This window comes from Candidatus Angelobacter sp. (assembly GCA_035607015.1).
Lineage (GTDB): Bacteria > Verrucomicrobiota > Verrucomicrobiia > Limisphaerales > AV2 > AV2.
In genome coordinates this window covers 1-23,199 of record DATNDF010000208.1, presented here as the reverse complement: position 1 = coordinate 23,199, position 23,199 = coordinate 1, and the positions used below count along the sequence as shown (strand labels likewise).

The 23,199-nt window shown below is 59.8% G+C and carries 20 protein-coding genes; 10 read left to right on the top strand and 10 right to left on the bottom strand.

Going from position 1 to position 23,199, the window contains the following annotated elements; translation table 11 throughout:
* Positions 1-21: 21 nt before the first annotated feature.
* The 3 genes from nusA to panD form a co-directional block, all read right to left on the bottom strand.
* Positions 22-1,287 (bottom strand): transcription termination factor NusA, encoded by a 1,266-nt coding sequence (gene nusA / locus VN887_08610; GenBank protein HXT40071.1) that lies wholly within the window; start codon positions 1,285-1,287, stop codon positions 22-24.
* Positions 1,288-1,488: 201 nt separating this feature from the next.
* Positions 1,489-2,529, bottom strand: a complete 1,041-nt coding sequence (gene lpxD / locus VN887_08605) for a UDP-3-O-(3-hydroxymyristoyl)glucosamine N-acyltransferase (protein ID HXT40070.1) — start codon at positions 2,527-2,529, stop codon at positions 1,489-1,491.
* Positions 2,530-2,632: 103 nt separating this feature from the next.
* Positions 2,633-2,995: an aspartate 1-decarboxylase gene (gene panD, locus VN887_08600; GenBank protein HXT40069.1), complete on the bottom strand. Its 363-nt coding sequence runs from the start codon at positions 2,993-2,995 to the stop codon at positions 2,633-2,635.
* Positions 2,996-3,181: 186 nt separating this feature from the next.
* Between panD and VN887_08595 the strand changes: the two genes are divergently transcribed.
* Entirely contained in the window at positions 3,182-4,345 is a 1,164-nt protein-coding gene (locus VN887_08595) for a Gfo/Idh/MocA family oxidoreductase (protein HXT40068.1), read from the top strand.
* Positions 4,346-4,442: 97 nt separating this feature from the next.
* Here VN887_08595 and VN887_08590 read toward each other — a convergent pair whose 3' ends face one another.
* Positions 4,443-5,870, bottom strand: coding sequence for a sulfatase (locus VN887_08590; GenBank protein HXT40067.1), 1,428 nt, complete (start codon positions 5,868-5,870; stop codon positions 4,443-4,445).
* Between the two features lie 19 nt (positions 5,871-5,889).
* On the opposite strand from VN887_08590, the gene VN887_08585 reads away from it, so the two are divergent.
* From VN887_08585 to VN887_08570, 4 genes are all read left to right on the top strand, one after another.
* On the top strand, positions 5,890-7,062 hold the full coding sequence (locus tag VN887_08585; protein HXT40066.1) for a Gfo/Idh/MocA family oxidoreductase: 1,173 nt from the start codon (positions 5,890-5,892) through the stop codon (positions 7,060-7,062).
* 3 nt (positions 7,063-7,065) lie between these two features.
* Positions 7,066-7,776 (top strand): SDR family oxidoreductase, encoded by a 711-nt coding sequence (locus tag VN887_08580; protein HXT40065.1) that lies wholly within the window; start codon positions 7,066-7,068, stop codon positions 7,774-7,776.
* A gap of 177 nt (positions 7,777-7,953) precedes the next feature.
* The gene (locus VN887_08575; protein HXT40064.1) at positions 7,954-8,721 is read left to right on the top strand and encodes a prepilin-type N-terminal cleavage/methylation domain-containing protein; all 768 of its coding nucleotides are present in this window, start codon (positions 7,954-7,956) and stop codon (positions 8,719-8,721) included.
* 135 nt (positions 8,722-8,856) lie between these two features.
* Positions 8,857-9,663: a prepilin-type N-terminal cleavage/methylation domain-containing protein gene (locus VN887_08570; GenBank protein ID HXT40063.1), complete on the top strand. Its 807-nt coding sequence runs from the start codon at positions 8,857-8,859 to the stop codon at positions 9,661-9,663.
* A gap of 30 nt (positions 9,664-9,693) precedes the next feature.
* On the opposite strand, the gene VN887_08565 is transcribed toward VN887_08570, so the two are convergent.
* From VN887_08565 to VN887_08545, 5 genes are all read right to left on the bottom strand, one after another.
* A complete protein-coding gene (locus VN887_08565; GenBank protein HXT40062.1) occupies positions 9,694-10,404 on the bottom strand; it encodes an ABC transporter ATP-binding protein in 711 nt (236 codons plus the stop codon).
* A gap of 4 nt (positions 10,405-10,408) precedes the next feature.
* Positions 10,409-11,212, bottom strand: coding sequence for an ABC transporter ATP-binding protein (locus tag VN887_08560; protein ID HXT40061.1), 804 nt, complete (start codon positions 11,210-11,212; stop codon positions 10,409-10,411).
* A gap of 4 nt (positions 11,213-11,216) precedes the next feature.
* Entirely contained in the window at positions 11,217-12,155 is a 939-nt protein-coding gene (locus tag VN887_08555; GenBank protein HXT40060.1) for a branched-chain amino acid ABC transporter permease, read from the bottom strand.
* Positions 12,155-13,048 (bottom strand): branched-chain amino acid ABC transporter permease, encoded by an 894-nt coding sequence (locus VN887_08550; protein ID HXT40059.1) that lies wholly within the window; start codon positions 13,046-13,048, stop codon positions 12,155-12,157. The genes VN887_08555 and VN887_08550 overlap by 1 nt, the downstream gene beginning before the upstream one ends.
* 64 nt (positions 13,049-13,112) lie before the next feature.
* Positions 13,113-14,279: an ABC transporter substrate-binding protein gene (locus tag VN887_08545; protein HXT40058.1), complete on the bottom strand. Its 1,167-nt coding sequence runs from the start codon at positions 14,277-14,279 to the stop codon at positions 13,113-13,115.
* Between the two features lie 160 nt (positions 14,280-14,439).
* On the opposite strand from VN887_08545, the gene VN887_08540 reads away from it, so the two are divergent.
* The 5 genes from VN887_08540 to VN887_08520 all read left to right on the top strand — a co-directional run bounded on the left by VN887_08540 (position 14,440) and on the right by VN887_08520 (position 22,597).
* Positions 14,440-15,036 carry a TetR/AcrR family transcriptional regulator gene (locus tag VN887_08540; GenBank protein ID HXT40057.1) on the top strand — a complete coding sequence of 199 codons (597 nt, stop codon included), beginning with the start codon at positions 14,440-14,442 and terminating at the stop codon, positions 15,034-15,036.
* Positions 15,037-15,144: 108 nt separating this feature from the next.
* The gene (locus VN887_08535) at positions 15,145-16,272 is read left to right on the top strand and encodes an efflux RND transporter periplasmic adaptor subunit (GenBank protein ID HXT40056.1); all 1,128 of its coding nucleotides are present in this window, start codon (positions 15,145-15,147) and stop codon (positions 16,270-16,272) included.
* Positions 16,273-16,402: 130 nt separating this feature from the next.
* The gene (locus VN887_08530; protein HXT40055.1) at positions 16,403-19,699 is read left to right on the top strand and encodes an efflux RND transporter permease subunit; all 3,297 of its coding nucleotides are present in this window, start codon (positions 16,403-16,405) and stop codon (positions 19,697-19,699) included.
* Positions 19,700-19,752: 53 nt separating this feature from the next.
* Complete coding sequence (locus VN887_08525) at positions 19,753-21,012, top strand: HlyD family secretion protein (GenBank protein HXT40054.1); 1,260 nt, start codon at positions 19,753-19,755, stop codon at positions 21,010-21,012.
* Positions 21,013-21,022: 10 nt separating this feature from the next.
* The gene (locus VN887_08520) at positions 21,023-22,597 is read left to right on the top strand and encodes a DHA2 family efflux MFS transporter permease subunit (protein HXT40053.1); all 1,575 of its coding nucleotides are present in this window, start codon (positions 21,023-21,025) and stop codon (positions 22,595-22,597) included.
* A gap of 28 nt (positions 22,598-22,625) precedes the next feature.
* Here VN887_08520 and VN887_08515 read toward each other — a convergent pair.
* Positions 22,626-23,199: sugar phosphate isomerase/epimerase family protein (locus tag VN887_08515; protein HXT40052.1), on the bottom strand; the 574-nt coding region annotated here is incomplete at its 5' end.

Below are 23,199 nucleotides of genomic sequence, written 5' to 3'. Positions count from 1 at the left end.
GATTGCCAATCGCATAATCTGCTAGGCAACCGTCGTCGGGCTGCGCCGGCCCGCTTCGGTGCGGATCGCGTCGATGATCGTCGGGGCGTGCTCGCCGATCTCCGGGATTTCCGCAAGATCGCCGGCTTCCGCTTGCAGCAGATCTTCCAGACTCAAGAATCCCCGATGCACCAGTACATCCGCCTGTTCCTGTGTAATCCCGGGAATGGAGGCCACCGCCTTCACCGCCTGGGCGACTTTTTCTTCGAAGCCCATGGTCGTCAGGTGTTCGTGCTCGATGTCCACCTGCCATCCGGTGAGTTTGGACGTCAACCGCGCGTTCTGGCCGCGTTTGCCGATGGCCAGCGAAAGCTGATCCTCGCTCACCAGGATTTTCACGCGCCGCCTGGCTTCGTCGATTTCAAAAGCCTTCAACTTGGCCGGTGCGAGCGCGTTGGTGATGAAATTCCGGACGTTCGGTTCCCATTTGATGATGTCCACCTTCTCGTTGTTCAACTCGCGGACGATGTTTTTCACCCTCTGCCCGCGCAGTCCGACGCAGGCCCCGACGGGATCGACCTTGTCGTCGCGCGACCACACCGCCAGTTTGGTGCGGAAACCCGGTTCCCGCGCAATGCCTTTGATTTCGATGGTGCCGTCGTTGATTTCGGAGACTTCCAGTTGAAAAAGCTTCACGACGAACTGGGGGTCGGCGCGTGAAAGAATGATTTCTGGTCCGTGCACCGATTGCTCCACGGCTTTGACATAGCAGCGAATGCGTTCACCGATCTGATACTCCTCGGTGGGCACTCGCTCGCGATTGGGCAGCAACGCTTCGAATTTACCCAGATCAATGGACACATCCGAGCGCTCGAAGCGGCGCACCGTTCCGCTGACGATGTCGCCGGTGCGGTCTTTGAATTCGGAGTAGATAAGCTCCTTTTCCGCGCGCCGGATATGCTGCATGAGCGCCTGCTTGGCGTTTTGTGAAGCAATCCGTCCAAAATTTGCCGGAGTCACTTCGACCTCGATTTCGTCGCCAAGTTGCGCGTCGGACTTGATGCGCCGCGCGTCGAACAGTGATATCTGGTCGTGTTTGGACGCAGCCTTCTCGGAGACGACCAGCTTGGCAAACGCCCTGATGTCGCCCGTCTTCGGGTCGATGGCGCAGCGCAATTCACGGGCCGGACCGACCGCCTTTTTGGCCGCCGACAACAAGGCCTCTTCGACAGCCTTCACAAGGACGTCCTTGTTGATGCCTTTCTCGCGTTCCCAATACTCTAATATCGCTAAAAATTCGGCGTTCATACACACACATTGCCCCCATGCGGGGAACAAAAAAGTCGGCAGAATCTTGATCTCCGACTTCGGCGCTGGCGAACCAGCAATATTCCACTAGTGTGCGCAGCTTATGGAGGGGGCGTTGGCTCGTCAAGCCAAAACCCCGGTGGCGGAGCCCGGCGGTGGAGATACGCGCGCGGTGGCGCGGATGCGCCGCGGTCGGCGGGATCAGGCCTTTTTAGGGCCGGTGGGAGGCGTCGGGGCCGCGAATTTTTTCTCGAGTTCGGCGACACGCCGGAGCAGTTCGGGCAATTGTTGAACGGCCAGAATCTGCCGTTTCATCTGACGGTCCGGTTGCGCGGGATAGCCAAACCACTTGTCACCGTCCGGAATGTCGTGCATGACGCCCGATTGCGCCGCGATGGTGACCTTGTTGCCGATCTTCAGGTGACCGGCGAGACCGACCTGCCCCGCGAGCGTGACAAAATTACCGAGCTTGGTGCTGCCCGCTATGCCGGCCTGAGCGACCACGAGACAATGCTCCCCAATGGCGACGTTGTGGGCGATTTGCACCAGGTTGTCTATTTTTGACCCCCGACCGATCGAAGTTGCGCCCAGTGCCCCGCGATCGATGGTGACGTTCGCGCCGATCTCGACATCGTCGTGAATGATGACGTAACCGATCTGCGGCACCTTGCGATGCGCCCCCTGGTCGAGCACGTAACCAAACCCGTCCGAGCCAATGACCGCGCCGGCGTGGATGCGCACGCGCTGGCCGACCTGAGTGCGCGGATACAACACGACGTTCGGAAAAAGTTGCGTGTCGCCGCCAAGCACGCACTGCGCCCCGACATGATTGCCGCCGTGCAGCACGGAATGCGATCCGATGCGCGCCTGATCGCCAATCACGCAGTGCGGCCCGATGTGCGCGGTCGGATCGATTTCAGCCGACGCGGCGATGACGGCGGTCGGGTGTGCGCCGGGAGTGAATACAGGCTCGGGAAAAAACAGCGGCAAAACCTTCGCGAATGCGATGCGCGCGTTGGGCACGCGGATCAAGGTCTTCTTCGTCGAAGTGAACTCGCCGTCCACCATGATGGCGGCAGCGGCGCTTTGTTCGGCGCGGTTAAAATAGGTCTGGTTCTCGGCGAACGTCAGGTCGCCGGCCCTGGCTTTGTCCGCGGGCGCGAAACCGGTCAGCGGAATTGAGGCGTCGCCGAGAACCTTACCGTCGATTTGTTCCGCGATTTCAGCAGCGGTCAATGGCATAAGCCAAACACGGGCAGGGGACTGCGGAATGCAGCCGAAATTTCAGTTGATCGAAAGCGGCTAATCGTAGTTACGACTGACAACCTCGATGTTGAATCCATGTTCAGATTCCCCGCTCGTTGATGATCCGGTTCTTTTTTCCCAGCACGATCACGCGTGGCTTCCAGCGTTTTGCCCTGGTGTTGTCCACTTCGGTGAACGACATGATCGTCAGCCGGTCGCCGATTTTTCCGAGGTGCGCAACCGCGCCGTTGAGTTCGATCGTGCCCGAACCGCGCTCGCCCTTGATGGCGTAGGTTTCGAAGCGCTGGCCGTTGGCAAGGTTGCTGCACAGGATGCGTTCGTAGGGGAGGAGGCCGACCTTTTCCAGCAAATCTTCGGCGATGGTCAGGCTGCCTTCGTAGTCGAGACTCGCGCCGGTCACTTGCGCCCGGTGGATTTTCGATTTCAACAAATGCACGTGCATGGGTTTTGCGGGCCGTGCCTGTCATGCGCCGCGGCCCGCGGATCCCGCCACAAACAGGGTTTTCAAGTCATCCGTTGACTTGAAAAACGGCGGCCACTATAAAGACCGCGACACCTAATTCAATACCTACTTTAACACAAAAGGCAAAAAGGCCGCGGGCCGCGATTTCATTCAACTTTCAACGTTATGAGCAGAAAAATTCGTTACGGCATGGTGGGCGGCGGACGTGGCGCGTTCATCGGCGCGGTGCACCGCATCGCCGCCGCGATGGACCAGCAGATCGAACTCGTCTGCGGCGCGTTTTCGTCTGATCCTGAAAGGTCCAGGGCCAGCGGCGCGGATTTCTTTCTTCCGCAGGAACGTTGCTACGGCACCTTCGAAGAAATGATCAAGGGGGAGGCCATGTTGCCCGCCAGCAAACGCATGGATTTTGTCGCCATTGTGACGCCCAATCACATGCACTTCCCGCCCGCGAAGATGGCGTTGGAAAATGGATTTCATGTCTTGAGCGACAAGCCGGCGACGTTGAATCTGGCACAGGCGAAAAAGCTGGCTGAAATCGTGAAGAAGACCGGCCGGCTCTATGGACTCACGCATAACTACACCGGGTACCCGTTGGTGAAGGAAGCGCGCGACATGGTCCGGGATGGCAAACTCGGCAAAATTCGAAAGGTCGTCGTCGAGTACCCGCAGGGCTGGCTGGCCACGCGCCTCGAAGCCACGGGCCAGAAACAGGCCAGTTGGCGCACCGACCCCAAACGCAGCGGCGCGGCCGGGAGCATGGGCGACATCGGCACGCACGCCGAAAATCTGGCCGAGTACATCTCCGGTTTGCAAATCGCGGAACTCGCCGCCGACATCACGAGCTTCGTCAAGGGCCGCAAGCTTGACGACGATGGCAATGTGCTGCTGCGATTCAAAGGCGGCGCCAAGGGCGTGCTTCACTGTTCACAAATAAGCGTCGGCGAAGAGAACAATCTCAACATCCGTGTTTATGGCGAGAAGGGCGGGATCGAATGGCACCAGAAAGAGCCGAACACCATGCTTGTGAAATGGCTCGACCAGCCAATGCAGGTCTTTCGCACCGCCAACGGCTACCTTGGCGCAAATGCCAAAGCGGCCTCGCGCACGCCGCCCGCGCATCCGGAGGGTTACCTCGAAGCGTTTGCGAACATCTACAAAAACTTTGCCAATCATATCCGCGCGAAAATGGACGGTCGCAAACTGGCGAAGAATGACCCCGCGCTTGATTATCCGAAGATCGAAGACGGCGTTCGCGGCATGGCTTTCATCGAGGCCGTGGTGAAGTCATCGAAGAAAAATGCGGCCTGGACGAAGCTGGATGTCTGAAACGCAGTGCAGGTGTTTCGCCTGCTACGTTTGCCAACCGCGCCAGTTGTTTTGGAACAAGTCTGTGCGCAGTGTTCTGAAAAATCGTCTGGCGGGATCACTTTTCTTCCAACTTTCCGGGCGGTCGGACATTTTTCCCTTGCTGTCCCGTGGCTGAATCGCCGAGGTCTTCCCGGCATTTTTCTGCCAGCAATTTCAGTCGAACGACAATGTCAGGATGCTGGTCGGCGAGGTTGTTCGTCTCGCCGATGTCGGCGTCGAGGTCGAAGAGCGCCACACCAATTTCGTGCTTCGCGTATTTGCCGGGCTTCCCGTCGTGTCCTTGCGGATCAGGATGATCGTAATCGTGAGCGAGGTGCAGTTTCCATTTGCCGCTGCGCACGGCCTGCAGATGCTTGTTCCAGTAGTAAAAGTAGGCTTCGTGCGGCGTCTTTGCGCCGGGCTGACCGGACATCAGCGGCCAGATGTCCCTTCCGTCGATGATGCGATCGCCGGGCGCTTCACCGCCAGCGAGCTTCGCGAACGTCGGCAGCAGATCCATCGTCGCCGCGAGTTCGTGGCAGACGGTCCCCGCCGGAATTTTTCCCGGCCAGCGCATGATGCACGGTTCGCGCAGGCCGCCGTCGAACGTCGTGGTCTTCCCTTCGCGTAATGGCAGCGCGGAACCCGCGTGGTTTCCGTAAAGCAGCCACGGGCCGTTGTCCGACGTGAAAACCACGAGGGTGTTGTCATCGAGCCCGTTCTTCTTCAGTGCCTTGAGAATCTGCCCGACGGACCAGTCGATCTCCATGATCACGTCACCATAGAGCCCGCGCGCCGATTTGCCCTTGAATTTATCGCTCACGTGCAACGGCACGTGCGGCAGGTTGTGCGCGACGTAAAGAAAGAACGGGTGCCCCTTGTTCCGCTGGATAAAACGCACGGCATGTTCAGTGTACCAGGTCGTCAGTTGTGTCTGGTCTGGCATGAGGCCGATGATTTTTTCGCCCTCGAAGAGGGGCAGGGGCGGGTAATTTTTTCCATTGGTTGGATGGTTCGGCCACATGTCATTGGAGTAGGGGAGGCCGAAGTACTCGTCGAAGCCGTGCCGCGTCGGAAGGAACTGTGGCGAATCACCCAAGTGCCACTTGCCAAAGATCGCGGTGGCGTAGCCTCGCGTCTTGAGGACCTGCGCGATGGTCAATTCCTTGTCGCTGATTCCAACCTTCGATTTTGGACCAAGCGCGCCAAGCAGGCCAACGCGATTCGGATAGCAACCGGTCAACAACGCCGCGCGGGACGCCGTGCAAACCGGCTGGCCCACGTAAAAATCCGTGAAACGCATTCCCTCGCGGGCCATACGGTCGAGATTTGGCGTTTTGATATTCGGCGAACCGAAACAGCCCACGTCCTGATAACCCTGGTCGTCGGTGAAAATGATGATGAAATTGGGACGTCGTGATTCCGCAGCGCTGGAAGTAATGACGCAGGCAATTGACAGCGATAGGAAAGCTCCGCCCAACACAATGGTCCGGTGGAAATTCATGCGGTGAGTGTAGGGCGTTATGCCCGGTCCGCCAAGCTGGTTTGACGGGATTCCGGTTACGACGCTTGTCTTCGTCGGAAGTTTCGCCATACTCGCGGCTCGTTTTCTCGTCATGAACCAAATCGGCATTGCTATCGTGGGTTGCGGCGGCATCACGCTGCAAAATCATTTACCCGGACTCGCATTGTGTCCTGAAGCAAAAGTCGTCGCACTGTGCGACACCGACGCTGCCACGCTCGAACGCGCGCGGCAACAGACGGGCGTCAATGTTACTTCGACCAAATATGAAGAAATCGTGAAGCGCGACGATGTTCATGCCGTCATTATCGCAACGCCGAATTTCACGCACAGTCCGATTGCGCTGGCCTCCATCTCTGCGGGCAAACACGTTCTCTGCGAGAAACCGCTCGCGATGAAATACGCCGAGGCCAGGCAGATGGCTGACGCGGCGGATAAAGCAGGTGTGCGGCACATGACGGCGTTCACTTACCGCTATGTGCCGGCGATGCGTTACCTCGCGCACCTGGTCAAACGCGGCGACCTTGGCCAGCCATATCATTACCGCTCATGCCGCTTGCAGGACTGGGGCACGCGCAATCTCGGCTGGAGACAGGTGAAAAAGCTCGCCGGCACCGGCGAACTCGGCGACATGCTATCGCACCGGATTGACTTCGCGCATTTGCTCGTCGGCCCGATGAAACGGCTCGTGGCGAACCTGAAGCAATGGCATCCCGTGCGTGGCGGCGCGGCGAATGACCTCGACGACTGGGCGGCCATTCTCTCCGAGTTTCAGGGCGGCGCGACCGGCGTGCTCGAATCGAGCAAGCTCGCGAGTGGTCGCAACGAAAGCTGGCGCAGTCTTGACTACGTGGAAGTCAACGGTAGTGAGTGCTCGTTCGTGTTCATCACGGGCGAATGGAACAAGCTTCAAACGGGAAAAGTCGGCGGGCCCGGCTTGGAGACGATCACTATTCCCGAAGAATTCTGGAAAGTGCCCGGCTCGCCACGTGATCCGCGCCAGGGCGATCCACTCGTCACGTTTCGCTACGATCAGGCCTGGGAATTCATCAACGCCATCCGAAACCAACATCCGTGCTCACCAAACTTTCACGACGGCGCGCGCGCGCAGGCCGTGACGGACGCGGCCGTGAAGTCAGCAGCGACCAGGCAGTGGGTTGACCTGGAGAATTAAGTTATGAACAAAACAGCGGTTGTCACAGGAGCGGGCAGTGGCGTGGGCCAGGCGATAGCGCTGGCGCTGGTAAAACAGGATTGGAGGGTCGCGCTGATTGGCCGGCGCGAGGAAACGTTGCGTGAAACCGCCAGGCTCGCGGGTATTCAGTCCAGGAACCTAGTCATTCACGCCTGCGACATTGGCGACTCGAAGGCCGTCGAGAAGATGGCGGAGCGTGTTCTGGCGAATTTCAAGGAAATCGAAGTGCTCGTGAATGCCGCCGGGACCAACGCTCCGAAACGCGCACTGGAAGTGCTCTCGTTGGAAGACTACCACGCAATGATCGACACAAATCTCAACGGCGCCTATTACTGCGTTCAAGCGTTCCTGCCGCAAATGCGTGCGCGCAAGTCGGGCACGATCATCAACATCGTTTCCGATGCCGGCAAACAGGCGAGTCCGAAGGCCGGTCCGGCTTACGTGATGAGCAAGTTCGGCCTCGCCGGCCTGACGCAATCGATCAACGCAGAAGAGAAACCCAACGGTGTTCGCGCCTGCGCGATCTTTCCGGGCGACATTGACACACCGTTGCTGGATAGACGACCGGCGCCGCCCGATGCCGTGGCACGCGCGAAGATGTTGCGGTCCGAAGATGTGGCCGAGTGTGTGTTGCTGGCGATCAACCTTCCGGCGCGCGCGATTGCGGAGGAAATCGTCATCCGTCCGAGGTAGCCCGCTTGCATCGAGAGAGTGATCGCGCGACCATGTGCCGTCAAACGCACAGTTGCGGGAGGGTCGGCTCTGACGAATCATGCGTGCGACCAGCGACGGGCGCATTCGAATCAAGCGACCATGAACCGAAAAAGTGTTTCGTCTGGACGGCGTTCCGCTCCGGCTCGGGAAGAGTGTGTGGCGTTCACACTGATCGAGCTGTTGGTCGTCATTGCGATCATCGCGATCCTTGCGGCGCTGCTGTTGCCGGCCCTGGCGAAGGCCAAAGAGCAGGGGCGCTCGGCGGCATGCAAGAGCAACATGCATCAGATCGTGCTCGGCATGTTGTTGTACGCGGACGATAATCGCGATTACCTTCCCTGGCCCGGCGACGTTGATCGCGATCTCGAGCCGGACTGGGTGTTTGGCGGTCAGGACAACACCTACGCCAACAACCCGAGCACATGGAAAACCCCGGGTTACGGATTCCATGCCGAGGCTGGTTCGGTCTTCAATTATGTCACCAGCCTGCCTCGGGTGGAACGCACGGTTTATCTTCGGAATGGTTCCCCCGCCGCTTATGAAGCCGCGAACACGAACAAGACGTTTCAGGTGTACCGCTGTCCGAGCACGGGACCCATGGGCGTTGCGTTGCGGGTGAATTTCAGCATGAACTCATTTCTCGATCCGATCCTTCATCCGCCGGTCGCCCCGCGCGGCGTTGTGCATTCGGCAATCGTCAATCCGGTCCAAAAGGTTTTGCTCGTCAACGAAGACCCGCAGACCATGAGAAATGCCAGTTTCTTCCCCGACGGCACGGCGGCCAATGGGAAGTTTGTGGTCCACAACGGCCGCGTGAACCTGGGCTATTGCGACGGGCACATTGAACCGATGAAGGATAAAATGATGCGCGACATCCAGCGCAAAGGGTTCGTTGACACGTATTTCGATACCAGCAAGTGGTAGATCGCCGCGTCGCCGTTGGAGACCATGCCGCAGGAGTTTTAAATCGATCGTACGTATTTTCCACGCCAAACGCGCGCTTGCAAAGAATCATACGCTAACGGATAATGGGATTAGTCAATCGAAGCCCATATCCGAATGCAACCCAGAGCATCGCGAACCGAGCGCATCAGGTGCCAGCCATCCGCATTTTTCGGCGATGTCCGGGCCGGTTTTACGCTGGTGGAGTTGCTGGTGGTCATCGCCATCATCGTGATGCTTGCCGCATTGCTTTTGCCCGCCCTGACCAAGGCGAAAGAGCAGGGGCGCTCGTCGGTCTGCCGAAACAACATGCGCCAGCTCGCGTTGGCCGTCACTTTGTACGCGGACGACAACACTGATTATCTGCCCTGGCCCGGAGATGTGGATAGAAACTGGCAACCGGACTGGGTCTTTGGCGGCCAATCGGACACGTTTCCGAACAACCCGGTGATGTGGAAGAGGTCCGGTTTCGGATTTCATGCAGAGTCCGGCTCGATATTCAGCTATGCGACCACCTTTCCCCGAATGTTGCCTTATCACGACAGCTATGCGGGTACGTACCGGATTTATCGGTGCCCGAGCACCGGGCCGCTCGGTGAAGCGCTGCGCGTCAATTTCAGCATGAACGAAGAACTGGATCCGACGACGGATTTAACGAAAGCCTTTCCGGAAGGCGTCAAAATTGCCAACGTTGTTGGTCCTACTCAGAAGATCCTCCTGGTGAACGAGGACCCGGCAACAATGAGGAACGCAAGCTTCAAACCGCAGGGCACCGCGCTCAACGGGCATTTCGTCACTCACGACGGCCGGGTGAACCTCAGCTTCATTGACGGACACCTCGAAGCGATGCGCGACCGAAAAGTTCGCGACATTCAAACGGCCGCGCAGCAGAAGCTTTATTTCGACCCGTACTTCCGACATTGATTGTCGGTGAATCACCCGCGCCGGCCCGTCTCAGACACCACCCAGGTAGGCGCTTTTCACCTGCGGATTCTGGCGCAACACGGCCGACGCGTCGTGCAGGATCATCCGGCCGGTTTCCAGCACGTAACCGTAACGCGCCATTTCAAGGGCGAGGTTCGCGTTTTGTTCCACCAGCAGAATCGTGATGCCGTGCTGCCGGTTGATCTCGACGACTTTTTCAAATATCGTTTTCACCAGCAACGGCGCAATCCCCAGCGACGGCTCGTCCAGCATGAGAAATTTCGGTTTGCTCATCAACGCGCGCCCGATGGCGAGCATTTGCTGTTCGCCGCCTGAGAGCGTGCCCGCCACCTGCTTCACGCGCTCGCGCAGGCGCGGAAAAATGTTGAACACATAGTCCATCTCGCTCCGAACGGCCGCCTTGTCGGTCCGCAGAAAGGCCCCCATCTGCAAATTTTCCAACACAGTGAGATTGGCGAAAATCATCCGTCCTTCCGGCACGTGCGAGACGCCGAGTTTGACGATCTGGTGCGCTCGCAGCCGCGTGATGTTCCGTCCCTGATACAGGATTTCGCCGGACTGCGCCCGCAGCAGACCGGAAATCGTTTTGAGAGTTGTCGTTTTGCCCGCCCCGTTTGCGCCAATCAACGTGACGATGTCCCCCTGCTTCACGGTCAGTGAAATGCCCCGCAGCGCGGTGATGGCGCCGTAATTGACCGTCAGATTCTTGACTTCAAGCATGGTTTCAATCCGCGGCGATGTGCTCCTCGCCAAGGTACGCCTCGATCACCTTCGGATCCCTGCGCACTTGCACGGGCGAGCCTTCGGCAATCTTCACGCCATAGTCGAGCACCGCGATGCGTTCGCAAATGCCCATGACCACCTGCATGTCATGCTCCACCAGCAACACGGCGATCTTGTATTTGTCCTGGATGAACTGGATTAGTTTCATCAACTCGACTTTCTCGGTTGCGTTCATCCCGGCGGCCGGTTCGTCGAGCAGCAGCAATTTCGGCCGCGTCGCCAGTGCGCGCACGATTTCCAGGCGGCGTTGGTCTCCGTACGGGAGGCTTTTCGCCATCGCGTCGCGAAACCGTCCCAGTTTGAAAATCTCGAGCATTTCCACCACCTGCGCGGCCACGTTCCCTTCCTCCTCTTGAAAGGACCGCCCGCGTCCCAGCGCGTGCAAAATGCCGCTGGTGATGCGCAGGCTCAACGCCACGCGCACGTTGTCGAACACGGTTAGCGACGGAAACAGGCGGATGTTTTGAAACGTCCGCGCTATCCCGCGGGCGGTGATCTCGTAGGGCTTGAGTCCGACCAGTGGGAAGTCGTCAAAAAGAATTCTGCCGCCCGTCGGTTGATAAACGCCGGTGACAAGATTGAACACCGTGGTTTTGCCCGCGCCGTTCGGACCGATGAGCCCGACGAGCTCGTTCGAGCCGATGCGCAGATCAAGCTCCGAGACGGCTGTCAGGCCGCCGAAGCGAATGGTGCAGGCGTTCAGTTCCAGCAGCGTCGGCGGGTGCGGATTGGAGGCCGTTTCCATTGCGCTAGGCGGCCTTTTTTTTCCAGGGCGGCCAGACGAACAGCCCCTGGGGCCGCGTCAGCATCAGCACGATGAGCAGCGCGGAGTAGAGCACCATCCGGTAATCGCCGAATCGTCGCAACGTTTCCGTCAGTACCGTCAGCAAAATGGCGGCGATGATGACGCCGACGTTGTTGCCCATCCCGCCAAGGATGACCATGACCACTATTTCGATGGATTTGTTGAAATCGAAGCCATTGGGGGCGAGGTATTGTTTGAAATGCGCGTAAATACCGCCCGCCAGTCCCGCGAAAAACGCGCCGACGACGAAGGCGATGATCTTGTATTTCGTGGTGTTGATCCCCATCGCCTCCGCGGCAACCTCGTCGTCGTTCACGGCGATGAAGCCGCGCCCAAAAGTAGAATGAACCAATCCCCAGGTGACGTAGATGGTCAGCGCGACGATGCCGAAGGTCCAAAAAATATTCGTGTAGGCGGGGATGCCGATCATTCCCCGCGCGCCGCCGATGGCATCCACGTTTTGAAAAATGACCTTGATGATTTCGCCGAACCCCAGCGTCACAATCGCCAGGTAATCGCCTTTCAGACGAAGCGAAGGGACGCCCACCAGCAGCCCGGCGACCGCGGCCAGTAATCCACCGGCATACAGCGCCAGCGGAAACAAAATCCAGGTCTGTCCTCCCACCAGGGGCAGGAGCTTTGTGCCAAAATTGGTCGTAACGACCGCCGCGGCGTAGGCGCCCACCGACATGAACCCCGCATGGCCGAGGGAGAACTGGCCCGTGTAACCGTTGATGAGGTTGAGGCTGACTGCGAGAATGATATTGATCCCAACGGTGATTGTGACATCGAGGAAGTAGGGATTTATGTGTGACGAAGCGAGCGATACAAGCAGGCTTGCAAGAATCGCGCCGAGGAGAACCAGTTGGGAACGCGCGGGCATCAGACTTTTTCCACCTGCACCTTGCCGAGCAGGCCGGCGGGTTTGAACAACAGGATCAGAATCAATACCGCGAACGCGATGGCGTCGCGATACGTGGACCACGCAGTCCCCGCGACGAAAGTCTCGACGATGCCAATGACCATGCCACCCAGGGCCGCGCCGGGTATGTTACCGATGCCGCCGAGCACGGCGGCGACAAAGGCCTTGAGGCCCGGCAACGTGCCCATCAACGGGTCGATCGAAGGATAATTCATCGCGTAAAGGATGCCGCCGGCCCCGGCCAGCGCGGAGCCGAGTCCGAAGGTGAACGAGATCACGCGGTCGATGTTTATGCCGACGAGCGAGGCGGCGACCGCGTTGAACGACAGGGCGCGCATGGCCGTGCCGATCTTCGTGCGCAGCACGATGTATTGCAGCCCGAACAGCAGTGCAATCGTTATTCCAAAAACCGCCAGCTGATCGCTGGAAACGACCAGGTGACCGGGCAGGGCGAAGTTTTTTTGAACGAACAGTTTCGGGAATGATTTCGGGTTCGCGCCGAAAATGAGCTGGCCCGAGTTTTGTAACAAGAGCGACACGCCGATGGCGGTGATGAGTACCGTAAGTGTTGACCGGCGGCGCAACGGGCGGTAGGCAAGTCGCTCGATGGTAATCCCCAGCGCGGCGCAAATGGCCATTGCGACAAACAACACTGCCAGGCCGGATGCAAACGATTGTCCGGAAAACAGTCGCGCCAGATAAAGGCCTGCGAACGCCCCGATCATGAACACCTCGCTGTGGGCAAAGTTGATGAAGCGCAACACGCCATAAACCATCGTGTATCCCAGCGCAATCAACGCGTAGATGGCCCCGAGCGAAAGGCCATTGATGAGTTGTTGCAGGAATTCGGTCATTTGGCGGCAGTCGCAAAACCGCTGGCGCAATCAAAAACACGGCGATCATTGGCCGCCATGAGGCTCACGGCGAAATGGTTTCCACGTATTTGAACTTGCCATCCTTGACCGTGATGATGACGGCCGATTTTGATGCGTTACGGTTCGCGTCGAGGGTCGTCTTTCCAGTGACGCCCGAGAAGTCCTTCGTGGCGGCAATCGCGTCCCGTAGTCTCGGCTCATCAGTCCCGCCGGCCCGCTTTATGGCGTCGGCCAGTACCATCGCAGAATCGTAACCGAGCGCCGCCATGGCGTCGGGAGTTTCGCCGTTGTATTTCGTTTGAAATGTCTTCACGAATTTCTGCACGGCCGGTGATTGGTCTTCGGGCGAGTAATGAGTGGAATAGTAGCAGCCTTCCAGTGCCTGACCGCCAATCTGGATCAGTTCGGGAGCTTCCCAGCCGTCTCCGCCGAACAACGGCACGTCGATGCCGAGTTGCCGCGCCTGAAGCACCACGAGACCCGCTTCGGTGTAGTAGCTGGGTACGAAGATGGCTTCCGGATTCGCTGCCTTGATGGCAGTGAGCTGTGCTTTGAAATCCTTGTCACCGCTGCTGAATTTCTGCTCGGCAACAATCGTGCCGCCGTCGGCGGTGAAGCGTTCCTTGAAGAATTGAGCCAGGCCGACGCTGTAAGGTGCCGCGACGTCGGACAGGACTGCAACCTTCCTTGCCTTCAAAGTATCTTTGGCGAATTTCGCCATTACCGTCCCCTGAAATGGATCAATGAAACACACGCGGAAGATGTAATCACCCTGCTCGGTCACTTTCGGATTGGTCGAGGATGGAGAAATCATCGGAATTTTGTTCGCCTGACAGATGGGGGCCGCTTCAAGGGAACGGCCGGATGCCACTTCACCGAGGACTGCCACCACTTTGTCGCGGGAGATCAGCTTGCGAACGATGGTCGCCGATTCGCCTGCCTTGGTCTGGTTGTCCTCGGTGATCAGTTCGAGCTTTTTTCCCAGCACACCGCCAGACGCGTTGATTTCGTCGATTGCGAGCGCGGTCCCTTTATGTGAAGACTGCCCGAAGGCGGCCTCCTTGCCGGTCAGCGAGGCAAATTCGCCCACTTTGATCGTGTTGGCCGAGGCACCGCCGCTGCTCGAATCCTTGCTGCAACCGCACAGAGTGAGCGCGGCCAGCAGGGCGGGCCACGCGGCGGACAGGATTTCTTCATGCCACTTTTTCATAAGCGTTTCGGTTGACCGCCCGCCGCACCTCTGCCATCTCTCGCCGTCGGGCAGCTCGCGGACGAGCGGAGGCTAGAAAAATCCGGGGCGCGTTTCAATCATCTTCCGCAGTTGAAATCCGTTGACGCCTTCCGGGCCCCTCCCTACCGTTCGGTAGCCCATGGTCGCAACCGACTCCAATACACGGCAAACGGTCCTCCGCGCGGCGCTGAAGAAATTCGCCCATTGCGGATACGAGGGCGCTTCCGTCCAGGACATCGTCGAGACGGCGAAAGTCACGAAGCCGACTCTGTACTACTATTTCGGCAACAAGGCGGAGCTTTACCGGGCGTTGGTGGATTACGCTCTGGACGAGCGGTTCCGGCGGATGCAGGTGGCGGCGCAACAGGGCGCGACGGTCGCGGAAAAACTCGTGGAAATTATCGCGGCGATGTTCGATTTCCTCCAGAACAACCGCGACCTGATGCGCATTTCATTTGCGACCGCGTTTGCGGCGCCCGGTGAGCTGCCGTCAGAAATTCGTTCCCTCGACAAATGCAGCCGCAATTTCGAGTTCATTCACGAGCTGGTGAAGCGCGGGCAGGCGACCGGCGAGCTGGATCGCCGATTTGACAGCAAGGAACTCGCCTTCGGCATCTTCGGCCAGTTGAACATTTACATCATGGCGCATCTGCTCCTGCCGGATTGCAAACTGGACCGCAAAACGGCAGAACGGAGCGTGGCGCTGTTTCTCGCTGGCGCCGGCAGGAAGCGGTAGTTGACCGGAGGAACATGATGAACTTCGTCGCATTACCCGCGCTGGCGGTCACAGTCCGGATGGCGGGCAAATGATCGCGAGCCAAAGGGACGCTGGTATCTCCAGGTGATGAAAAACGCCTTTCTCCAATGTTGGACGGCGGCCGTGACCTTGACGTTGACCGCAACGGTCTCCTGCTCGAAACCGGCGGGCGACCGTGCGACGCGCGAGGCAGACGCCGCCGTTCCCGTGACTTGGGCGAAAGTCGAGGTTGCGCCAATGGACCGCACCCTTGATGTCTGGGGAACGCTTTACGCAAAGGACGAGGCGACGATCGGCGCCGAGGTCGAGGGCAAGGTGGAGAAAACGCTGGTGGATTTTGGCGATCGCGTGACCGCCGGGCAGGAACTCGCGCGCATTGACACGACCACCTACGCGGCGCTCGCGAATCAAGCGGCGGCAAACCTGGCCAAGGCCAAGGCCAGCGCGGACAATGCCGGGCAGAATCTGAAACGCGCCCAGGAATTGCGCAACAGCAACATCGCGTCGCAGAGCGATCTGGATGCGGCCGTTGCCGCCGCCGAACAGGCCAGCGCGCAGGTAAAGGCCGACGAGGCGGCGAACGCGGTCGCGCAACTGAACCTCCAGCGATCCTTTGTGAAGGCGCCGTTCGACGCGGCGATTGCCGAGCGCATCGGCAACGCCGGCGACTACGTGAAGGCGGGCGCGCCACTGTTTCGCGCGGTCAACGACAACGTTCTGAAGTACATTGTGCAGGCGCCGGAAAGCCACGCGGGCAAAGTGCTCAAGCAGCAGCAGGTGATATTCTGGGTGGACGCCTACGGCACCAACCAGATGTTCGAGGGCAGCGTCTATTTGATCAGTCCCGCGGTGAACCTGGCCACGCGCGCATTTCCCTTCGGCGCGCTCGTGCAGAATCCCGACCACAAACTCAAGGCGAGTTCCTACGCCCGCGGCCAGTTGATCGTCGAGCGCGGCGTGCCGACCCCGGCGGTTCCGATTGATGCGGTGAACACGTTCGCCGGTGTCACCAAGGTTTTTGTGATCGAGAATGGCATCGCGCGCGCGCGCGCGGTTGAGCTGGGACGAATTCAGAACGGGCTTCAGCAGGTGTTGTCCGGCTTGAAGGCCGGAGAAATCGTCGCCACGAGCGGGCTGGGCAAGCTGCACGACGGCGCGAGAGTGCGCCTTCGAGAAGCCGAAGCGGAGAACCAGGTCCGTGTTGCACCCGAGTGACAAGGTTTGCGGCCCCGAATGGAGAACTTGAATTGCAAATGACGAAAGACATCCGAATTGAGAATGGTGGCCCGCGCCGTACCGTCGGGCGGCCTTTCCTGTCTGCCACCCTTTCCACAAGGGCGGTCCCATGAACGCGGAGCCCCCAGCCAACCGCCCCGGGGCCGGTTCTTCGCCCGTGACGTCGCGCGGCCTCGGCATCGCCGACCTGTGCATTTCGCGACCGGTGTTCGCGACGATGATCAACCTGTTTTTTGTCGTGCTCGGCTGGTTCTCGCTTAAAAGCATCGGCGTGGACCAGTTTCCAAACGTCGAACTGCCCATCGTCACGGTCACCACCACGCTGCGCGGCGCGTCGCCGGAGGAAATGGAAACCAGCGTCACCAAGCCGCTCGAGGAAATCATCAACACGGTCCAGGGCATTGACGAGTTGAGCAGCACGACCACTGAAGGCGTCTCGCGCATCAACATCCAGTTTTTCCTGGAACGCAATCGCGATATCGCCGCGCAGGACGTTCGTGACAAGGTGAACACCATCCTTTCACAACTGCCGCAGGGGACCGATCCGCCGATCATCGACAAATTCGACCTCGACGCCGTGCCGGTCATGTCCATCAGCGTGAGCGCCCCGCGTGACTTGAAGGAGATCACCTATATCGTGGACAAGCAGATCAAGCAAATCCTCGAGACGGTGCCGGATGTGGGCGCCGTGATCATGGTCGGCGGCCGTGTCCGCGCGGTGCAGGTGGCCGTGGACATCGACCGGCTCCGCGCCCGCGGCCTTACGATCGAAGACGTGCGCACGGCGCTGGAGCAGCAGAATCTCGAGGTGCCCGAGGGCCGCGTGGACCAGGGCACGCGTGAACTGGTTGTGCGCACGCTGGGGCGGATGCGCACCGTCCGGGATTTCAATGACCTTATCGTTGCCAGCGTGGGACCGCAGCCGATCAAACTCAGTGAAATCGCGGAGGTCACGGATTCGGTCGAGGAGCCGCGGTCCTTGTCGCGGCTCAACGGGGTGAACGCCGTGACACTGGTCGTGCGCAAGCAGTCGGGATCGAACACGGTCAAGGTCATCGACGCGGTCAAAGCGAAGCTCAGGACGTTGGAGCCGGTCATCCCCGGTGATTTCAAACTGACGATCATCCGCGACCAGTCACGGTTCATCAAACGCTCGCTGCACGAGGTCAGTTTTCACCTGTTGATGGGGGCCGTGCTCGTCGCGCTGACGGTTTTCTTTTTCCTCCACGACTGGCGCGGCACACTCATCGCCTCCGTGGCCATTCCGGCGTCGCTGGTCGCCACGTTCGCGCTGATGCGGGCGATGAATTACACCCTCAACAATTTCACGATGCTGGGGATGGTCTTCGCCGTCGGCATCGTGATTGATGACGCCATCGTTGTGCTCGAAAACATCCATCGCACGATGGAGGAAAAGGGCTGGTCCGCGATGCGGTCGGCGAGCCATGCGACCCGCGAAATCGCGCTGGCCGTCATGGCGACGACCCTTTCGCTGGTCGTCATTTTTCTGCCGCTCGCGTTCATGAAAGGCCGCACCGGCATGTTTTTCTCGAGTTATGGTGTGACCGTCGCATTCGCCATTCTGGTGTCGTTGTTCGTGTCATTTACGCTCACGCCAATGCTGGCGTCGCGATTCCTGAGACACACCGACGACGAAAAGGTTCGCGAGAAAAAGGCGCACGGCGGCGCGCTGCTGCGCTGGCTGTCGGGCCGGTATCTCGAGGTACTGCGCTGGAGCCTGCATCACCGCTGGGTCATTGTTTGCGGCGCGGGCTTGTGCGTGCTCTCGCTGGCCGCCCTCGGCAAACTCACCAAGTTCACTTTTCTGCCGCAGGACGACGCCAGCGAGTTCGAGATAGCTCTGCAGGCGCCGGAAGGCTCCACACTCGAGCGCACCGCCGACGTCTGCGCTGAAATCGAGCGGCGGTTGAAGGCCGCTCGCATCGACGGCCAGCCGGCGGTGACCGACACGCTGGCGACGATTGGCGAGACCTCCGGGCGCGTCGGGAAGGCGGAAGGCGACGTGACCCTGGCCACACTCTACTGCCGGCTCCCGGAGCTGGGCGGATTCTGGTCCACGTTGTTCGGCCGGACACGGCGCTGGTCGCAGTTTCAAGCGATGGGCATTGCGCGGAGGCTTCTGGGCGACTATCCCGACGTGCGCTCCAGCGTGCAGTTGATTTCCAACATCAGCACCGGGGGCCGCAATTCCGACCTGTCGTTCAATCTGCTGGGTCCGGACCTGGACAAACTTGCCGGTTACGCGGACGACATCATTGGCAGGCTGCGCCCGAACAAGGGCGTGGTGGACGTGGACACCACGCTCTCAAACCGAAAGCCCGAACTGCAGGTCCATCTCGATCGCGCCAAGGCCGCGGCGTTTGGCCTGCGCGTGACGGACATCGCCAACACCTTGCATACGCTGGTGGGCGGCGACATTGTCGGCACTTACAAGGAGGCGGACGATCAATATGATGTCTGGCTGCGCGCCGGGGCGCATGACCGCGACACGCAGGAGGCGCTCGGTGAAATCATGATGCGCGCGGGCAACGGCGCGCGTTTCCCGCTGCAAACCAACGCCAATATTTCGGAAGCCTCGCTTGTGCAACTCGCGAATTTTGTGAAGCTCGAGGAAGCGCGCGGCCCCAATCAGATCGACCGGTTCCAGCGCCAGCGCAAAGTCACCATCGTGGGCAACCTTGGGCCGGGTTATCCGCTCGCGGACGCGGTGCAGAGCGTCAAGGATGTGCTCAAAGGGATGAACCTCCCGCCGGAATATCAGGTGATCTTTACGGGGCGCGCCAAGCAACTGGTCGAGACGTTCCAGAATTTTCTCATCGCGTTCGGACTGGCGATGGTTTTCATGTACATGATTCTTGCCGCGCAGTTCGAGCATTTCGTCCATCCGGTTTCGATTTTGCTGGCCGTGCCGCTTTCATTGCCCTTTGCGCTTGTCACGATGATTGCATTGAACGAGCCGCTGAACATCTACGCCATCTTCGGGCTGTTCATGCTGTTCGGCATTGTGAAGAAGAACGGCATCCTGCAGATCGACTACACAAACACGCTGCGCGCCCGGGGCATGGACCGGGAGGAGGCGATCCTGCAGGCCAACCGCACGCGTTTGCGGCCGATCCTGATGACGACGATGATGCTCGTGGCTTCGATGATCCCCATCGCGCTCGGGACCGGCCCTGGTTCCGGGGGGCGCGCCTCGATGGCCAAGGTCATCATTGGGGGACAAATGCTCTGCCTCCTGTTGACGCTCCTGGTAACGCCGGTAAGTTACTCCATTTTTGACGATTGGGGCGGAGGCAGGTGGTGGTCCGTCTTCCGCCGCCGGACAGCCAAAAGAGCCGCCGTTCGAAGCGTCGCTCCCGCCTCAATCCCCGCGCAAACGAATTAGCGGCGCAACAGTGTTCACTCGCCGGGGCTTTGGCGATTCCGGTGCGAATATCGATGAAAACTGACAAATCAACCCTGGATGAAGAACCGGATCGAGTTCTGACCGGGTCGGTGGCAACGAAGGCGACCCGGGGGAACAGGAAGTCGAAGTGGCTCCCCTGGCCGGGACTTGTTGCCCTCACGCTGCTGCTGTACTGGGGTCTGGGTTTTGTGATGGACTCTTTGACCCACGAAACGACGGACGACGCGTTTATCGAAGCGCATGTCGTCTCCATTGCCCCAAAAATCTCCGGTCAGGTCTCCGCAGTGCATGTTGCGGACAATCAACTCATCAAACGCGGCGGGCTGCTTGTCGAGATTGACCCGCGCGACTACGAGATGCGGCTGGCGCAGAAACGCGCCTCGGCGCAGACGAGTGACGCGAATCTCAAAACCGTCTTCAGCGCCTTTGATCTGATGAAGGCAAAGGTGGACACGGCGGAAGCCAGCGCGAAAGAAGCGCGCGCCGAGGCCGACGCTTCGCAGGCGGTTGCTGCGCGCGCCGGGGCCGACTTCAATCGAGGCCAGCAGCTCTTCAACGATGGAGCTATTTCACGGCAGGAGTTTGATCATGCCCAGTCAGCAACCAAAGAGACCGACGCGAAGTGGAAAGCGGACGAGCAAAAGGCAATCGAGGAGGCTTCCAAGGTTGCCGAGGCCGGGGCGCAGCTCGCCGCCGCGAAGACGGTCGTCGAACTGGCCCAGGCACAGATCAAACAGGCGCAGACCGACGTGAATTCCGCCGAACTGGACCTGTCCTACACAAAAATATTCGCCCCATGCGATGGCCGCGTGACGCGCAAGTCGGTCGAGGCGGGCAGCTATGTGCAGTCCGGTCAGACGTTGCTCGCGATTGTCCCCGACGACCTGTGGATGATCGCCAACTTCAAAGAGACCCAACTCGCGCACATCCGTCCTCGCCAGGCAGTGGATATCGAGATTGAAGCGCTGCCCGGACGCTATTTTCATGGCCACGTGGACAGCATTCAGGCAGGCAGTGGCTCGCGGTTCAGCCTGTTGCCACCCGAAAATGCCGTCGGCAATTTCGTCAAGGTGGTTCAGCGTGTGCCTGTCAAGATACTGTTCGACGAGCCGATTGATGCGGAGCGCGTCATCGGGCCGGGCATGTCCGTGCTGGCGAGCGTCCGCGTCAAAGATGAGATCGTCCCGCGCTGGACGGTGGCGTTGATCGCGGCCCTGCTCGCGGTCGCGGTTGGTTTTGGCGCTCGGATCGCTGCGGCGCGGATCAACAATCGCCTGCCCGGGAACCCGTAGCACGACGGCGATGTCGGCGAACCTGGAGCAAGGGCAGGAATGGCGTCCGCGCCACAACCCGTGGCTTATCGCGATGGCCGTGATGGCGGCGACGTTCATGGAAGTGCTCGACACGTCCGTCGCCAACGTTGCGCTGCCACACATCGCCGGCAACCTCTCCGTCACACCCGAAGAAGCGACCTGGGTGCTGACCAGCTACCTCGTTTCGAACGCGATCATCCTGCCCATCACCGGCTGGCTGGGAAATTTCTTCGGTCGCAAACGTCTGCTCGTGCTTTGCATTTTCCTGTTCACCCTCGCTTCGGCGTTCTGCGGCATGGCGGCCGGGCTTGGCTCGCTGATTCTGGCGAGGATTTTTCAGGGCGCAGGCGGCGGCGCGATGCTGCCGATTTCGCAGGCCGTGTTGCTGGAGAGCTTCCCGCCCGCCAGACGAGGCGTGGCCATGGCCGTGTTCGCCATGGGCGTTGTCGTGGCGCCGATTCTCGGCCCGACACTCGGTGGCTGGATCACCGACAATTACTCGTGGCGCTGGATTTTTTACATCAATTTGCCGGTGGGTATCGCCGCGATGTTCATGGCACAGTGGCTCGTCGAAGACCCGCCCTACATCAGACGAAACAAGGCCGCGCGCATCGACTTCATCGGGTTTTCCCTGCTCGCCGTCTGGCTGGCGACATTGCAGGTGATCCTCGACAAGGGACAGCAGGAGGATTGGTTCGGCTCGCGATGGATCACCTGGTTTGCCGTCATCTCGGTGGCAGCCATGATTGCGTTCTTCATCAGGGAATTCCTGGTGGCGCATCCGATCGTGGACCTGCGCATCCTCGGAAATCGCAATTTCACCATCGGCCTCCTGCTGATGACGCTGGTGGGCGCCGTGCTTTACGGCACGACGGCTGCGCTGCCCATTTTTTTGCAGACACTCATGGGATATCCGGCGCTCCAGAGCGGCTATGCTCTGAGCCCGCGCGGCATCGGCGCGTTCATCACCACGTTTATCATCGGACGCCTCGTGGGGCGTGTCCGCAACCGGGTGCTCCTTTCAATCGGCTTCGCTCTGCTCGCCGCTTCCTCCTTCTGGCTCGGGCATATCAACCTCGAGATGGGCATGGCCAACGTCCTCTGGCCGAGCGTGCTCAACGGCGTCGCCGTCAGTTTCATTTTTGTGCCGTTGACGACGGCGACGATGGGGCATCTGCGCCAGGAACAAATGGGCAACGCGACCGGCCTGTTCAACCTGATGCGCAACCTCGGCGGCAGCGTCGGCATCGCCTTCGTGACGACGATGCTTGAACGCGGCGCCCAGGCGCACCAGGCGCTCATGGTCGGGCATTTGACCCCTTACGACCCGGCGTTCAGGCAGCAACTGGCTGCAACCCGGGCAGCGGTCGCCATCCAGCACGGTCCCGTCGCTGCCACTCTCCAGGCGTACAGTCTGGTTTACGACAAGCTGATTCACCAGGCGAAACTCTGGGCTTTCGTGGACAACTTCCGCCTGTTCGGACTCCTCTGTATCGCGTGCATTCCGCTGGTATTTCTGTTCAAACGGGTCCGGCGCGGCAAGCCCCGAGTGGCGGCGCACTGAACATATTCGCGCCCGGGGATTCGCATATTCAGGCCGCCGCAAAAGTCCGCCTTAAATACTCCAGGCTCTTCGTCGCGATCACTTCCGGGCCTTCGTCGTAGTTGAACACTTCCACCGAAACGAAACCGTCGTAACCGGCCTCCTTCAACGCCGCGGCAATCGGTTTGAAATCCACCTGACCGAAGCCGGGGCCCTTCAGATTCCGGTCGTTTGCATGAAAGTAGGCAAAGTGCGGCCAGGAATCGCGAATGATTTGCGGGATCGGCTTTGGCTCCGCGCACATCGCCTTCACGTCGAGGATGATTTTGAACTGCGGCGAGCCAAATTGCTGCACGAATTGGATCGCCTCGGCCGCCGTGTTGATAAAGTTGGTTTCGGTGGCCGCCAGCGGCTCGAAGCAAATCGTCACGCCGCGGTTTTCGGCCCGCCTGACCGGCTCGTGAAATGCCGTTGTGGCCCATTCCAGCGCCGCGCGGGGCGTGACCCCGTCGGGAATGTTCCGCTGTTTGGGTGAGCCGAACACGACGACCCCGCCGCCGAGGTCCGCGCAGAAGTCCACGAGCTCGCAGAGGTATGCCGATGTCTTGGCGCGCACAGCGGAT

Bases quoted from the DNA above. Each gene is read 5' to 3' on its own strand.
- nusA (HXT40071.1), bottom strand. From the start codon at position 1,287: ATGAACGCCGAATTTTTAGCGATATTAGAGTATTGGGAACGCGAGAAA.
- lpxD (HXT40070.1), bottom strand. From the start codon at position 2,529: ATGCCATTGACCGCTGCTGAAATCGCGGAACAAATCGACGGTAAGGTT.
- panD (HXT40069.1), bottom strand. From the start codon at position 2,995: ATGCACGTGCATTTGTTGAAATCGAAAATCCACCGGGCGCAAGTGACC.
- VN887_08595 (HXT40068.1), top strand. From the start codon at position 3,182: ATGAGCAGAAAAATTCGTTACGGCATGGTGGGCGGCGGACGTGGCGCG.
- VN887_08590 (HXT40067.1), bottom strand. From the start codon at position 5,870: ATGAATTTCCACCGGACCATTGTGTTGGGCGGAGCTTTCCTATCGCTG.
- VN887_08585 (HXT40066.1), top strand. From the start codon at position 5,890: ATGCCCGGTCCGCCAAGCTGGTTTGACGGGATTCCGGTTACGACGCTT.
- VN887_08580 (HXT40065.1), top strand. From the start codon at position 7,066: ATGAACAAAACAGCGGTTGTCACAGGAGCGGGCAGTGGCGTGGGCCAG.
- VN887_08570 (HXT40063.1), top strand. From the start codon at position 8,857: ATGCAACCCAGAGCATCGCGAACCGAGCGCATCAGGTGCCAGCCATCC.
- VN887_08565 (HXT40062.1), bottom strand. From the start codon at position 10,404: ATGCTTGAAGTCAAGAATCTGACGGTCAATTACGGCGCCATCACCGCG.
- VN887_08560 (HXT40061.1), bottom strand. From the start codon at position 11,212: ATGGAAACGGCCTCCAATCCGCACCCGCCGACGCTGCTGGAACTGAAC.
- VN887_08555 (HXT40060.1), bottom strand. From the start codon at position 12,155: ATGCCCGCGCGTTCCCAACTGGTTCTCCTCGGCGCGATTCTTGCAAGC.
- VN887_08550 (HXT40059.1), bottom strand. From the start codon at position 13,048: ATGACCGAATTCCTGCAACAACTCATCAATGGCCTTTCGCTCGGGGCC.
- VN887_08545 (HXT40058.1), bottom strand. From the start codon at position 14,279: ATGAAAAAGTGGCATGAAGAAATCCTGTCCGCCGCGTGGCCCGCCCTG.
- VN887_08540 (HXT40057.1), top strand. From the start codon at position 14,440: ATGGTCGCAACCGACTCCAATACACGGCAAACGGTCCTCCGCGCGGCG.
- VN887_08535 (HXT40056.1), top strand. From the start codon at position 15,145: ATGAAAAACGCCTTTCTCCAATGTTGGACGGCGGCCGTGACCTTGACG.
- VN887_08530 (HXT40055.1), top strand. From the start codon at position 16,403: ATGAACGCGGAGCCCCCAGCCAACCGCCCCGGGGCCGGTTCTTCGCCC.
- VN887_08525 (HXT40054.1), top strand. From the start codon at position 19,753: ATGAAAACTGACAAATCAACCCTGGATGAAGAACCGGATCGAGTTCTG.
- VN887_08520 (HXT40053.1), top strand. From the start codon at position 21,023: ATGTCGGCGAACCTGGAGCAAGGGCAGGAATGGCGTCCGCGCCACAAC.